At 35.3% G+C, this 16080-nt stretch carries 8 protein-coding genes; 4 read left to right on the top strand and 4 right to left on the bottom strand.

What is annotated here, in order from left to right:
• Positions 1–154 precede the first annotated feature (154 nt).
• From HCX49_RS13905 to HCX49_RS13895, 3 genes are all read left to right on the top strand, one after another.
• Complete coding sequence (locus HCX49_RS13905; protein WP_168127422.1) at positions 155–1246, top strand: zinc-binding dehydrogenase; 1092 nt, start codon at positions 155–157, stop codon at positions 1244–1246.
• Between the two features lie 6 nt (positions 1247–1252).
• Positions 1253–2506 (top strand): MFS transporter, encoded by a 1254-nt coding sequence (locus HCX49_RS13900; RefSeq protein WP_237682802.1) that lies wholly within the window; start codon positions 1253–1255, stop codon positions 2504–2506.
• 144 nt (positions 2507–2650) lie between these two features.
• Complete coding sequence (locus tag HCX49_RS13895) at positions 2651–3649, top strand: metallophosphoesterase family protein (protein ID WP_168127421.1); 999 nt, start codon at positions 2651–2653, stop codon at positions 3647–3649.
• 345 nt (positions 3650–3994) lie between these two features.
• Here HCX49_RS13895 and HCX49_RS13890 read toward each other — a convergent pair whose 3' ends face one another.
• Both HCX49_RS13890 and HCX49_RS13885 read right to left on the bottom strand, forming a co-directional pair.
• Positions 3995–5776, bottom strand: coding sequence for a RagB/SusD family nutrient uptake outer membrane protein (locus tag HCX49_RS13890; RefSeq protein ID WP_132842113.1), 1782 nt, complete (start codon positions 5774–5776; stop codon positions 3995–3997).
• A 5-nt stretch (positions 5777–5781) separates the two neighbouring features.
• A complete protein-coding gene (locus HCX49_RS13885; RefSeq protein ID WP_206368476.1) occupies positions 5782–8991 on the bottom strand; it encodes a SusC/RagA family TonB-linked outer membrane protein in 3210 nt (1069 codons plus the stop codon).
• Positions 8992–9899: 908 nt separating this feature from the next.
• On the opposite strand from HCX49_RS13885, the gene HCX49_RS13880 reads away from it, so the two are divergent.
• Complete coding sequence (locus HCX49_RS13880; RefSeq protein ID WP_132842111.1) at positions 9900–10763, top strand: AraC family transcriptional regulator; 864 nt, start codon at positions 9900–9902, stop codon at positions 10761–10763.
• Positions 10764–10887: 124 nt separating this feature from the next.
• On the opposite strand, the gene HCX49_RS13875 is transcribed toward HCX49_RS13880, so the two are convergent.
• Positions 10888–13794, bottom strand: a complete 2907-nt coding sequence (locus HCX49_RS13875) for a glycoside hydrolase family 2 protein (protein ID WP_168127419.1) — start codon at positions 13792–13794, stop codon at positions 10888–10890.
• A 253-nt stretch (positions 13795–14047) separates the two neighbouring features.
• The gene (locus HCX49_RS13870; protein WP_168127418.1) at positions 14048–15715 is read right to left on the bottom strand and encodes a glycoside hydrolase family protein; all 1668 of its coding nucleotides are present in this window, start codon (positions 15713–15715) and stop codon (positions 14048–14050) included.
• Positions 15716–16080: the final 365 nt, after the last annotated feature.

Raw genomic sequence — 16080 nt, 5'->3', positions numbered from 1 at the left:
ATAACAACTTATGTGACCAAACAAATTTTATAAAAAACCAAATCATGTACCTTAATTTCCATAAATTAATATAAATTTAACATTTAAAAGATATAGTATTTATAAACAATGTTTAGCATTGTAAAACATTTTATGTTATATTTACAATACAATTATGGCTAAGCAAGGAAAATTCTTGGTTTTTGAAAAACCTAAATCTCCTCTTCAATCAGTATCGAGTACGATACCAAATCTGGAAGAAGGAGAAATACTCGTCAAAATAAATTACGCTACACTTTGTGGCAGTGATCTTCATACTTATTGCGGTCTACGTCAAGAACCTTGCCCAACTATACTTGGACATGAGATAGTGGGGACAATAATGGAGACAAATTCAAATTCAGTTTTAACAGATGCTTCCGGACAGGAACTCAAAGAAGGAGATGTTATCACCTGGACCGTATTTGCTAGTGATCCCGAAACAGCTAGTTATAATGCAGAAACACCTCAAAAAAATGAAAATCTATACAAATATGGACACAGACAAATTACAGATCGTGACAGTTTTCATGGAGGATTAGCGTCACACATTATATTAAGACCACATACTTCCATTCGTATTCTTCCAAAAGAATTACCTGCACCTATTGCAGCAACGATCAATTGTGCCATTGCTACATCAGCTGGAGCTATTCGGTTAGCTGGAACCATCAAAGGTAAAAAAACACTTATTTCCGGAATGGGTTTATTGGGTCTCGTATGTGTAGCGATGTGTAAAGAAGCAGGTGCATCCGAAATTATAGTAACAGATATTGATGACAAACGCTTAGCGCTTGCTAAAAAATTCGGCGCTAACGAAACTCTAAATTCTAAGGTAACTACACTTGATGAATTAGCAATTGTTAAAGTAGGAAATGGGATTGATCGCTTTATTGACATGAGTGGCTCACCAGATGCTATGGAAGCAGGAATAGCACAATTGGGTATAAATGGAGTTGCCGTATTTATTGGAGCAGTGTTTAAACAGCGTAAACTTGAGATCGATGCAGAGCAAATGATCCGACGCATATTAACAATTAAAGGTTTACATAATTATAATTATGAAGATTTTTCTACTGCAGTAGATTTTATTGTACAGAATTTCGAGAAATATCCATTTCTTGATCTTGTTGAAAAAGAATTTTCTTTAGATGAAGTGAATGAAGCTTTCGACTACGCTGTAATAAACAAACCAATACGTGTCGGCATCAATATGGACATCAAATAACAGAAGATGCAGATTCAAAAAAACTTCAGAAAAGAGCAATGGAAGATGCTATTTATCACCATGTTCTGTTATTTATTTTTCTATACAGGTAGACATAATTTTGGCTGGGCGGCAAAAGGAATGTCAGCTGAATTAGGTATAAGTTACCAGCAAATCGGATGGATTAGCTTTTCCATGCTGATGGGGTATGCCATAGGACAATTAATTAACGGTAATCTTGCAGATCGTTTAAGCCCCAAAATCATGATCTTAACAGGTGGTTTTCTATCTATTGTCTGCAACCTGTCTATTAGTTATGCCAATACCTACGCTGTAATACTTATTCTTTGGACGCTGAATGGTTATTTTCAATCTATGGCCTGGGGATCGGGAAGTAAATTAATCTCCAATTGGTGGGATAGCAATGAACGAGGTAAAGCTTTTGGTTTTTATACCATGGCAGCAGGTAGCTCATCTGTGCTTACATTTTTCATGGCGTTACTTTTAGTACAACAAGAACAAAGCTGGCGTACACTTTTTAGATACCCCATACTCTTTCTTCTTTTTGCCTTAGTCTTATTTTTAATTATTGCGAGAAGTCATCCGTCTTTAAAAGGATTTACGCTACAATCAGATAGTGCACAAAACGATTCAACATCAAAATTAGGTTGGAAAGAGTCTTATAAGCTCGTATTCGGAAACAAAAAATTTCTGATCGCATCCTTTGCCATCGGATTTCAAAGTATGGCAAGATATGGACTTATTTTCTGGGTACCGATCCATTTCTTAGGGAATAATTACAAGGAATCAAATGGTAATTTATGGCTTACTTTATTCATTCCTATCGGTATGGCTGTAGGTGCAGTTTCATTTGGTTATATTTCAGATTTATTATTTAATAAAAACAGAAGTAAGTCGATTAGAGCCGGAATGCTGATTAGCAGTGCAATTGCACTGCTAATTTATTTCATTCCTACTCCACATCATATACTTGCTGCAGTATTGATGTTCACTTCTGGATTTTTTGTTTATGGACCTCAAGCTAATTTTTGGACCTTAAGTCCAGATATCTTAGGTACCAAACTCGTCGGTACCGGTATCGGTGTTATGAACATGTTCGCATATGTGTTTGCTGCAATCGGAGAACCCATATTTGGGAAAATTATTGACTACACTGGTGATACATCAAACATCTTTCTTGTAGTAGCTGTAATTTGCGCTTTGTGCGCTACAGTTATATCATTTGTAAAGCCGGCAACACCTGTTAAAAATGATCAGTAAAACACAGCAGTCGGTGCGTAATTAAAATACACGATATGCAATTAAAAATAGATACCCATATAATAAATTCATAATATGGGTATCTATTGCATTTACAGCTAATATTAATAAGCAATTTATCAACCGAATTATATATTGTCAATTATGATAAACAGAAAATCATTCTTAAAAATTGGAGGACTTAGTCTATCAGGACTAGTAGTAAATAAAACCATGGGAGCTCCACTAGTTGAAAGTACTGAAGCAAGTACCCTTAAGAATCAAGGAGTTAAATTTGGAGTCATATCAGATCTCCATTATGACCTTATGCATGATAGCGACCGAAGAGCACAATTATTTATTGATGCTATGATCAAAGAGAAGCCCGATTTCATAATTCAATTAGGTGATTTTTGTGTACCTAAACCTCAGAATAAACCCTTACTAGATATTTGGAGTAAATTCGAGGGAGAAAAACATTACGTATTGGGAAATCACGATACCGATGGTGGATTTTCCAAAGAGCAAGCTTTAGCTTTTTGGGGTGCGACAAATCCTTATTATTCATTTGATAAGAACGGTTTTCATTTTGTCGTATTAGATGGCAATGAAAAAAGTGAAACGAAGAAAATAGATGGCTATCCACGCTCTATTACAAAAAAGCAACTTAACTGGCTAAAAAAAGACCTTCAAAACACATCCTTACGCACAGTTATTTTCTGTCATCAAGGACTTGAAAATACATTAGGAGGATTAGATAATGGCATGGAGGTACGTTATCTATTCGAACAGATAAACCAAGAGGCAGGCTTCAACAAAGTAGTACTTGTGTTAACAGGTCACCATCATATGAATTATCACAATGAAATCAATGGGATCCATTATGTTCAGATTAACAGTTCATCATACTATTGGGCAGGAGAAGACTTTAAAAGTACGGCGTTCTCAGATGATTTTTACAAAAAACACGGCATCCTTCGCTATACACTCGTATATGAAGATCCAATTTGGGCAGTAATTGACCTAGATCATAAAAAGAATATTCGTATTCAAGGTACGAAAACCAAAATGGCTGGAGTACCATTAAGCGATGCAGGAATTGATGTTTACAAAGATGTATATCCAATAACTTCCGAAATTGATTCGAGAAAATTGAAATATTGATTTCATAATAAAGGCCTCTTTAGAGGCCTTTATTATGAAATCAATATCATTACCATATCTGGAAACAATTAACATTACCAAAAAAATCATCCACGTAAATATAATTAACTTAGATATTCTCTTCTTAAAAAGATAACTGCAACGGAAGCCATCGATGCTAAAAATATTCCATTGCGATCCAATTTCTTACCTCCTTTAACATCTAAATATACACCACAGGCATGAGTTTTAAAGCGAGCTATTGGTAGCAAAAAATCTCAAAAGAATTATTTGCGTCATCTACTATAATAAAAGTTAGCCCTCGAAAATCAAGGGCTAACCATATTCAAAAAAAATTAACAGCTATTATCTCCAACCTAACGGCTGTATCAAATTTGGATTCAAGACAGTCTGTCCAATTGGAATCGGACGGTAATAATATTTAGGACCATCAACCCACTGACGCGGTTGATTCTTATCTTTAAAAAAGACAATATGACCTGAACTACCGTTACTCAAATAAATATTATTTTCACTTACATAATATCCAGGTAACGCTTTGTATTTTTCAGGTAATGAAGCTTTATCAGATTCTTTCTCTAAGATAACAAGATCGGGTTCGCCATCTCCTGTTACATCAAGTGCTCCAAAGCCAGGCACATAAATACCTTTAGGGTTGACTGCAAATAACTCCCCAACATACCATCTGTTTAGATCATTAAACCTAAAACCTTCAGAGGCTAATTCTATTCTTCGTTCTCTACGAATTTCTAAAACAATTCCTTTATTAGCATGTTTTACATTACTATATTTTGAAGCCATAATAGGATCAATATTACTCTGTGCTTCTGCAAGTTTTAAAGTAGGCATTCCTACCCGTCTTCTTAATACTCCAATAGTTAAATCCAGGTCACCTTGAGTTATTTTCCCAAGTTCTGCTTGCGCTTCTGCATAGTTTAAAAGTACCTCAGCATAACGCATCATTGGAAGATCCGTGTAGTTTAAGTTCCATCCCTTACGCTGATTCGGGTCTCTAGGATAAAATTTAATCTGAAGATATCCACCATAACTTGGTTTCAATACATAAGGAATATTAACATCAGGATTCGTTTTAAAACCAGGCTCCATAATATTCTCTGCTAAACGAGGATCGCGATTTTTAAATATTTCAGTCACCTGTTTTTTATCATAATCAGGTAATGAAGTAAAACGGGAACCATCCTTCATCAAAAATTCCTCCATCAAGTCTTTACTCAATGCCCATTGGTAATCAAATACAGTATGCGTATTATTAGCTACCCCATCCGCTTCGCCATTCTTCCATAAATAAATAATTTCTTTATTAGCTGACAAATCTTTGCTAACAAATAAGTTCCTGTAATCTTCTTCAAGCTTACCTGTATTAGTGATACTAAATCCTCCTTGATCCATTACTTGCTTAGAAGCACTTGCCGATCTTTCCAAAAATTTATGAGCAGTCTCTTCTAAATTAAGATATGTGTGATACTTACGATATGTCCCTTCATAAAGAGCAATACGAGATAGCAAGGTCAATGCGACCCATTTCGTCACTCTAGTATTTGTTCCTCCAGGTTTAATATGCGCGACAGCATATTCTAAATCGGCCATAATAGAATCGACAACTAAAGTCCGGCTATCTTGCTTTTTCATCAGCAAGTCCTCATCCGTATCTTTGATCACCTGGTTGTACCAAGGCACATCACCATAAGTCATCACCATATTATAATATAGGTTTGCTCTAAAAAAACGAGCAATACCTACATAATGATTAATCGAAGCTTGATCTCCCGTCGTGTTTGCAACTCTTTGTAGCATAAAATTGATTCTACGCACGTTATCCCATCCTCCCCATCCACCAGCATTAGCAATTGTTAGATTGCCTCTAACCATTGCATCTGTTGTTGACGATCCACTCATACCCGCAATATTATCCGTAAATCCATCGCTATAATTAGGACCAATCATGCCGTAAAATCCATTCGTATATGTTTCTAAATCCGCAGGAGTCTTAAATGTGCTATTCTCAGTCACACTCGTTTGAGGAAATCGATCCAAAAAATCTTTTTGACAAGAAGTGAGTGCCAATACGACTACACATGCCAAAGAAATAATTATTGTGTTTTTCATAATCATTAAAAATTTAAATTCATACCAAAAGAGTAGGTACGTTGAAATGGATAAATCTGTCCTCCTAATCCTTCTGGATCTAACGAAACTTTAAGATTAGATTTTTCAAATAGATTCTCTCCACTAAAATAAAAATACACTCGTCCAAGACCAGCTTTCTCAACCCATTGCTTAGGTAATGAGTAACCAAAAGTTATGTTCTTAACTCGCAAATAACTCGCATCTTGCATATACTTTTTATTTGGAACAGCTAATGAACGATTAGAAACTTCTGCAGCATAAGCTCGAACCGCAGGGAAATAACCATCTGGATTTTCCGGAGTCCAGTGATCCAGATTTTGTACAGTTACATTAGTCCATGGCTGGGCATAAATTCCCCAAAAGTAAACATGAGCACCACCCGGATACCAATCCTTTTTACCCACTCCCTGAAGGAAAACGCGCAAATTAAATCCTTTCCAATCACCCCCTAAATCTAAACTATACGGATACTGAGTACTCGAGTTTCCGACAATGACACGGTCACCATGATCTTCTAAGGTATTTTTACCAAAATTAATACGCTTATCACCATTTAAATCTTTAAACTTAATATCTCCGATATAAGAGTTATTACCTTGATTACCATTTCCGATATCAACTTGATTTAAAGCGTCCAACTGTGCTTGGTTTTCAAAAACACCATCATATTCCAAACCCCAAATTTCACCAAGCTTCATTCCTGTATAGTAGTCACCCAAATTCCCGGCAGGATTACTAAACTTTGTTATCTCAGCTTTACTATTTGCGATAACAAAAGTGATATTATATTTAAATGGCGAATTAGATAACTCAAATTGATCATTCCAACCCAAACGTAACTCCCAACCTTTGGTTTTAAGATCTGCAGCATTTATCTTTGGTGATGCTGTTCCAAAAACGCCAGGTAGGGTCCTTCCTGCAGAAAGCATACCTTCAGTTTTTCTCACATATGTATCAAAATTTAAATTCAATCGATTATTGATCGCAGCTAGATCTACACCGAAATTCGTCGTAGAAACCTTTTCCCAAGTTAAACTATTTGAAACTTCACCTGGAGCTCCAATTGACATTGGTCTCTCGTTTCCTAATATCTGTCCGATTTTCGACGCCGACATTGTGGGTACAAACGAATAATTTGCAACGCTTTGATTCCCCAATTGACCATATGATCCCCTAAGCTTAAACATATTAAGTACAGGTTTAATCGGTTCAAAAAACTGCTCTTCCGAAATTACCCATCCTGCTGATGCAGAAGGAAAAAAGCCCCAACGATCACCTTTTGGAAATCTTGACGATCCATCATAACGACCATTAAACTCAGCAAGGTATCTTCCCTTGTAATTATAACCCAGCCTGTAAAAAATCCCCTGAACAGCCCAGTCATCTATAGTATGACGCGTCGTCATGGTGCCAGTAGCCAGTTCGACAGTTGGTAAATCTCTTGATAATAGATCATTCCTACGCAACGATGCCCATTCATTTTTTCTATATTCTTGATTGTAACCAAGTAGAGCACTTAAATTATGATCTCCAAATGTTTTATTAAAATTTGAATAAATATTGATAACATCATATCTGTTATTATCATTGCTTTTACTTGCATATGAGGTAGTCGAACCGGCATACTTAATCTCTGTCTCAGGTCCAATTTTATAAGGAATTGGCACATCGTATGAATCAGTATTTCCACTTGTACGCCGCAATGTAACATCAGCATTGATATCCCAAATATTTTTTATTACTGCAGCTTTAGCATTAAATGTTGTTTGAAACTCATTTATATTACGTGTCGTTCGTCCTCCTTCTTGCATACGCCCCAGCAAACCTGCTCCTGCCGACGTCCAACTTCCATCAGGATTTTTAGGCACATCCAAGGAGCTTGTACGATTGACATTCCAAAAGAAGTCACCATCCATAAAAACTGGAGAATTAAAATCTCGAATAGTCAATAAAGTATTATTACCAAAAGAAAGCCAATCATTTACTTGAAAATCAGCTTTACCGCGCACGTTATATCTTTTTAGAACATCTTCACCATATTTTAACATCCCATCCTGTTTATAATATTCGCCTGAAAATAAGTATTGTAGCTTTTCTGCTCTTTTGCCAACACTCATATTAACAGTCGTAGTAGGGGCAGTTTTTTTATATGCTTCATCCATCCAATCCGTCGAACCATAATACATATAATTCAATTTATTGGTAGGATCCAGAATAACATTGGGCAATGACGGATCTTCCTGCATTTTCTTTGCATAGTCTCGAATTGCATCAGGAAACAAATCATAAAGTGGAGCCGCGGCCATACGCTTATATTCCATAACAGTAAGAGGGTCTGTTACAATATCTGGCATTTTACCTACAGTACGGACCGAAGTGTTGATACCTAAATTTACTTGAACATCATCACTTTTAGCTGTTTTAGTAGTGATTAACACAACACCGAATGCGGCTCTTGCACCATAAATAGCAGCTGCGGCTGCATCTTTTAAGACCGTATAAGTTTCGAAATCATTAGGATTTAATCTTGCCAATTCATCTTCCGAATGTGGAACATTATCTACTAAAATCAATGGACCACCTCCATTTATAGATGTAGTGCCCCTAATATTAAAGGTTGCAGCTGCAGTAGGGTTTCCACTAGGATTTGTAATATTTAAATTAGGGATTAATCCTTGCAATGCAGCTCCGATATTGGTGACAGGGCGATTTTCCAATTGCTTGGCAGAAATCTGATCTACAGCACCAGTTAAATTAATCTTTTTTTGTGTTCCAAAACCTACCACAACAGCTTCATCAAGAACTGAAGCATCCTCCTGTAATTCAATACTTAATAAAGAAGTAGCTAAGATTTCTTGTTGTTTATAACCTACCGAAGTAAATACCAGCGTTGATCCTTTTGGAACTTCCATAACAAACTCTCCAGCACTATTCGTTTTAGTACCTATTGATTTCTTTCCTTTAACAAAGACAGATACATCTTGTAAACCTCGTCCTTGATTGATTACTTTACCCCTGACAAGGATTTCTGACTGTACAATATTGTGAAGTGGTGAAGCAAATATTTCATTCTGCTTCACATGCATTAGGGATAGCACTAAACCTAGGGATAATGCTTTTTGGGTAGTTGAAACTCGATACAATGGGCAATAAAATTTACCTTTCCATTTTGAAACGAGGGAAAACTTATTCATATTTGAACAATTAAGGTTAATTAAAATTTTTTTAGACTTTTTGGTTTCCTTACACTTGAAGGAGATGTTAGCGCATCTCCTTTCTTTTTAAGGATGTTGTAACTAGTTATCCATAGGCATTTTTATTTTAGATGATTTAAATAGTGTTATTAAAAATGTCAATTTTCAGCTATTATATTATGATTTATCTGTTTACAAATAGTAAAACAATGAATTAAAAACAACATTAATTCCCCAAATATAAGGCCTCAAGTTTAGCATTACTTAAACTCAATATTAAATTAAAAATTTTTTTATTCATATTAAGTAGACTTGTGAAGAACATTTATATTCTACAATCTTTAAATAATTAGCAAAAAATGGTTTTTATCAGGTTTTATATAGTAAATCACGCTCGGTATAAATAACAGGGTAAGATATAAATGATCAATTTGAAACTTGTCTCAAAAAGAATAATTTGCAATATTATTACCAACAATTATTTAATATAGCTTAACATCAATAATAGATATTATAATTCAAATATCAAAGATAATTTATATAAAAATGACAAAATACACAAATTAAAACGTTTAGAGCAACATGAAAGAAGAAAACAAAAGAGAAATGAAAAAAAATTAAAAGTTTAGCATTAATTAACAAAAAAAAAGGAATAATTAAAAAATAACACTGACTTATGAGAACTTTTAATCATAAAATATTGGATAAACTCGTAATTGACTAAGATAAATTGAAAAATTCGCAGCCTAATTTTTCATTAAATAAATATCTAACTATATCTTCGAAGCAACTAGAATGTAACAACCCTGTGAATTACAATATACGAGACAGGAAATACTTGTGACTACTTAAAACTAATCTTATATTAGCTATGTACATTTATAGAACCTAAAAAACCATCAATATACATGAAGCCCGTATTTGCAAAAGTTTTAGAAGGATTTGAAAACAATATATTTGTAACACGTGAAATAAACCGACCTTTTTTTTCAACAGAATTTCATTTTCATAAAGAATGTCAATTCACATACATTGTCAAAAGCGAAGGTCGTCGCATGATTGGAGATAGTTTAGATACTTTTACCAGTGATGAACTGACTTTCATCGGATCAGATTTACCACATGTCTGGCACAATGACAGTCAAGATTTAAATATTAACCATGCGGCATCTTCGATGGCATTATACTTTGAGCCGGATAAGTTAATTAGTACACTTTCCCTTTTTTTTAACACATCCAAACTCGAGCAGTTCTTTGCCCTATCTCAGAGAGGGCTAATATTTCATGGTAAATTAAAAAATGACCTGAAAAGTATTTTACAAAAAATGATAAGCAGTGAGGGTATCCCAAAAACGATTCTCTTACTTGAGCTTTTCCAAAAAATGTTAAATTCTCAGGAATATAGTTTTCTTTCAAGCCCAGGATATACAAATACTTACATTGCTAAAGACAATGAAAAGATCGATAAAATTTTCCGACATGTATTCGACAATTTTTCTAAAGAAATAAATTTAGAGGAAGTTTCCAAAATAGCGAATATGACCAAACATGCTTTTTGTAGATATTTTAAAACCCGCACGCAAAAAACATTTATTCAGTTTGTCAATGAAGTCCGTATTAGTCAAGCATGTAAACTCATTAATGAAGATAAAAACCAGATTGGAAATATCGCTTATGATTGTGGTTTTAACAGTTTATCCAATTTTAACAAGATTTTTAAAACTACAAAAGGAATTACTCCAAGCGAGTACAAAAATGAGTTGCTGAAATAAAAAATAATGCTTCATTGCTAGTAAATATCGATAAATTGATACTCGAAAAACCATTAATAAATATAAAGTCCAGTCGAAGTTAATCTGTCTGGACTTTATATTCTCATTTATAATTTTATTTCTTTTATTTTTCAAACCGTAACATTACTTTTCCAGTTACACGGTCCCCCCTCTTTAAGGGACGATAGTCAACCTCTGCATGAGAGGATAGAAAACCTTCACGTCCAGCATTATTGTAATCTGCGACCAACATATTAATACTATTTTTATCCGTGCTTATCCAAGCTCTAAAATGTTGTTTACCATTACCTAAGACCTTAACCTTATTCCCATTTAAATTCGACAAATCAGCAGAGTAAATATTTTCTTTCGTTGCCCTAAAGAGGTTCGAACCTGCATCTGTCTGATCAAAAGACCAACCTAAGTGGGGTAAAGCAGATGGTCCTGCCGAAGCAGAAACGGGTAGATCAGGATTAAAAGCGACAGCATGACCAGTCAATGACCCGAGATGATCCTGCGGATACATATTCCAATATCCATGACGTTTCCATTCTAAATTATTAAATTCTTTAGGTATTTCAAATACCAATCCAACCTGCCTTGGTGATACTGCAGTTCTCAATTCAAAATCATAGCTAACCGTTAATACGCCATTTGCTTTAAACACATAAATATATGCTCCTTCAGCTTCTTTGTATGCTCCCTTAACACGTATAGTTAAACTATCTTTCTGTATGTTATAGACCACCGACTGACATACCCAGTTCTCACAAACAGGGTTAAAAGGTTCAAAATTTTGATCTTTACCAACCATTTGAATACCCCTGCCTTCCGAATTGAGCGGCAATAACATCAATGTAGCCCCTTTATTGATCAGATTGTTACCATGGACATCATAAACTTTTAAAAGCCCATCAGACTTATTGATTTCAAACACCTTGTTCTTGTCCTTAACAAGGATAGCTTCATTTTTTTCTTCAAAACTGACAGAACCTTTCTTTTCAACCTCCGCGACCATTACTTTCGGTTTCAAGGAATATAGATATTCATCTATTACAAAACCTAAAGGAGAAATTATTCTCAAATAAATTTCCTGATCCAAGTGTTTTTCATTCTTCAGATCGATATCAAAATGACCTTTACTTCTGGCAGGTAAATTCACTTGCACAACCCCACTATCCTGACCAGAGCGCCATTCAAATCGACAAGCAGACAGATCCGTAAAATTATGACGATTCTCGACATCAAAAGATACTACACCGTCCTTTGATAAATTTCCACGCTGTTCTAATTTTACTGGACTGTATGACTTTTTCATATTCCAATACTCGGGTTTCGCCCTACGCCAGCCATCCAACGGACCCCATGTTCCATATCCGACAACCTTGTTGTTAGGTAAGAAAAAAGTATCATCTATTCCAGCCCAGATTGCACCACCAAGCACACCTTGACTGTTGTACATAGCTGTCCACATTTTATCCAATAACGGTCCCCACATATTTCTTACACCCGGATCTGCCGATAGTTCAAAACGATTGTAAGAATTTACATGGATATATTCGTCAAAAGTTACCGGACGTTTACTATTGCGATACATATCTGGACCAGTTGGACCAGGATAATGATGGTTCGTCACCTCAAGCTCGCCATTATCAGCATCCGGGCCCCATTGACTGAATATGCGGGGACGGGATGGATCCATCTTTTTAATAACTTCACCAGCTTCCTTAAAATACTCTTTATAAAGATTAGACTCATTTCCTAAAGACCACATAATAATAGAAGGATGACTCCTGTCCCGGTTAACCATCTCAATATGTTGATTCACCAGAAGAGGGTACATATCCTCTTTTTTAATAGCAGTCTCATGTGCCCAACAAAATGGAGCCTCAACCTCTACAAACATGCCAAGCTCGTCACAAGCCTCAAGCAATCTCTCATCAGGAGGATAATGCGATGTACGAATATAATTTACATTGGCTTCTCTAAATAACTTAACATCTTTAGCCCAAATATCACCTTCCAAAGATCTTCCTCGCAGTGGCATCACTTCATGTCTATTAACGCCTCTTAACTTGATCGGTTTTCCATTAACCAAAAACTGGTTTCCTCTTACTTCAAGCTCTCTAAAACCAACTCTTCGCTTTGTGCGATGTAAAACACCCGATCCATCACTTAATTCACAAATTAACGTGTACAAATAGGGAGACTCAGATGTCCAATGATGAGGTTTACGAATCTGAAACTTTAGACTACGATTTAAATTTACACCATTTTTCAACTCATCAACTAGATATTCCGACTTTCCTAAATCAACGGATCTTCCCTCTGTGTCCAACAAACTAAGTGCTAGTTTAAGAGTACCTTTGGCTTTAATAGATTCATTTGACAACTGCACATCCGCAGACAAAACCGCATCTGTATAGCTCGCATCAAAATCAGTAACCACATGAAAAGAAGAAATATTTGTCTCTGGGATCGCAAACAAAAATATATCTCGAGTTATACCACCAAGGGCATGTACAGCATAGCGTGATGCGCTCGCTAAGGAATCAGCCAAACTTTCGCTACGTACAGCTATTGTAATCTGGTTAGTGGCACCATAGTGAACAAAATCTGTCACATCGATCTCAAAAGGAGTAAATCCACCTATATGACTTCCTACTTTCTTACCATTAACATAAACCGTACTTTCACTAAAAATCCCATTATTTCTAAGCTTGACACGCTGTCCTTTCCAACTCACAGGGATTTCAAATTGACGAAAATAGCCCGCCTTAGCTCCTTTCTCTACTTCAAAACCTTGCATCACCCATTCGCCCGGAACCTGTATATTCTTACAATCTACAGCTTGCGGAGACTTCCAGAAACTTTCGTTCGGATCAACATCAAATAACCATTTTCCATTCAAATCTATTTTTGTAGATTGGATATGATCAGGAAAAGTCGTTAATCTTGGAACAACAATATCTTGCGGCCATATTATAAGCGGAGAAAGAAATCCAAAGAAAAGGACTAATAATGATTTCATTTATTTAGATTTTAGATATTTACTCATGATAAAAAAATCCCTCCCGGATTACAGATCATGTACGTTTCAAAAATGAATAATAAAAATCGTCTTTTCTGCAACTAAACTAACCCTTTCTTAAACTATAATACCTCATAATATCCCATACAACATCTCTTTCAGTATAAATTATTGAAAATCTATCCACATACACTAAAAATTAAAAAATCCAGCAAGTAAACATTTGCTAGATTTCCTACATCAAAAAATAAGATTAATCAAGTTTCAATTCAAAATTAAATGTTGACTTTTGAATACCTTTTTCCTGAATAACAAGTTTCATTAGATTATTCGCCCCCTTTGTTAATGGAATAATTCCTGCTAATTTAATTTTGCTCATGGCATAAGGATCAAGTGGAGCTATCAGTCCACTAGCGATCAAAGTTTTCTTTTCACCATCAAGAATATATAATTCTAACTTACTTTCCTTAGATTTCACTAGCCCAAAATTATCCACCTGTACTTCGAAAACTTGCTGATCTTTTGTTTTATTCACTATCGGCTTTCTAGCTGATAAAATCGCTTCGTTATACGCCACCCATGGCACTCTGGTATAACCAAAAAGAATCTTTCCCGACTTAGATTTACCAATTAATTTGGGAGCAAATTCATCTTGAGTTAACCCATGCCCACTATTCTCAAATGTAATGATAACCCCATCTTTTGTATTTTCTATTTTAGTTGCACGGCTCCCTTTTCCATAATTAACAAGCTCTGATTTTCCAAATCGCAATGTTTGTAAATCCAATTCCTTAGCAGGATCAAAATTAGGCTCTTTTAACACTTTGACACGGACAAATTTTGTATTTAAAGATGGTAGTTCTGTATTCAGCATTTCCATCAGCATTCCTGGGTTCAATGGAATCGAAATATTTTTTGAACTATGTCGGTCATTCGGTTTATCTTCCAGCTTTAAAACATCAATAACGGCGAAATTTGCCTGATAAGCTCGACCGTACTTATCTTGCAATACTTTAATGCGCTCATACTTAAACCAATCTTCCTTTACACCATCCTGATGAAAAGATATACCAGTGGTATAAGCTTCCCCTGGATCAGTTATCCAATTTACACCATCTTTAGAACGCTGATAAAAAGCAATTCGTCCCAACCAATCATTTACAATAAGATGATACTGAATATGATCGCGCCAAACAACTGGATCTTCGAACTCTCCATCAACAGCTGGATATACGCGTTTATCTGTTATCTGATTATAAGGACTTAAACCTGTTTCACTAAACCAGATACCACCACCTCGGCACACCATCAAATTAGATCCATCCTCACGCTTTGCAAAGGTAAGGTTTGACAAACCTTCGATGATAGGACGATCCCGTTGATCAAATACAAATTTCTCATACTTCCAAGGGCCGTTATAGCTATCAGATATGTAGTAACCATTGATCACATAAATCACATACTTACCATTTTTCGCTCTGAAAATTTCAGGATTATGTCCTTTACCTATAGTATCAACAATTTTGTATGGTCCAATTGAATTATCACTAACCGTATGGTATACAATTGAATTCGGCCATTCCATATGTCCTTTCTCTGAACTTTCAGGCCATCCACATACATAAAGATGAAACTTACCATCGTCGCCTTTTAAGATGTTACCGCCCCAGTACGATCGCTCGCTATCTTCGCTTCCATTATCAATATATCGTTTCCGCACTCCCTCCGCTCCCCAATCACTTCCAGTTATAACTTTTCCTTTAGGCATAGGTAGAAAACGATCTTTAAAGCGAGCACCTTCAATAAGAAGATCCCATTCTTTAGGACGTGGCCTTTCAGTAATTTGACCATAAGATGGGGCAATCATCCACAAGCAAAATAAAGCAGTCGTATACAGTCCAAATTTTCTCGGTTTTTTCATAATCTTAAGTGAAGTAAATAATAGTTATGTAAAGATACTTATGACCAATTTTATATTGCAAAGCCTATTTTACCAAGCTTTGATCCAATATTATCACTTAATATCTTAAATCGAAAAGATTAACTAGACAAAAACTCCAATTATTATCAAAGGAAACTTCATAAAAATATATGACCTAGTAAACAGCCTACTTTACATAAAGTTATTTACCCTATAATGACACTATATTACCCTTATGCGATTGACAAGTTTTAACATATCCCATCATTAAGTTAAAATAGTTTTAATACATGTCAGAAAAGTTTTGGTTATTCTTTTTTTCTCATACTAGTTTTACAGTTCAATATAAATCACGACTATCACGA

This window comes from Sphingobacterium sp. B16(2022) (genome assembly GCF_012030425.1).
GTDB lineage: Bacteria > Bacteroidota > Bacteroidia > Sphingobacteriales > Sphingobacteriaceae > Sphingobacterium > Sphingobacterium anhuiense.
Note: the sequence above shows the minus strand (reverse complement) of the source record. Positions and strands in the feature narration are given on the sequence as shown.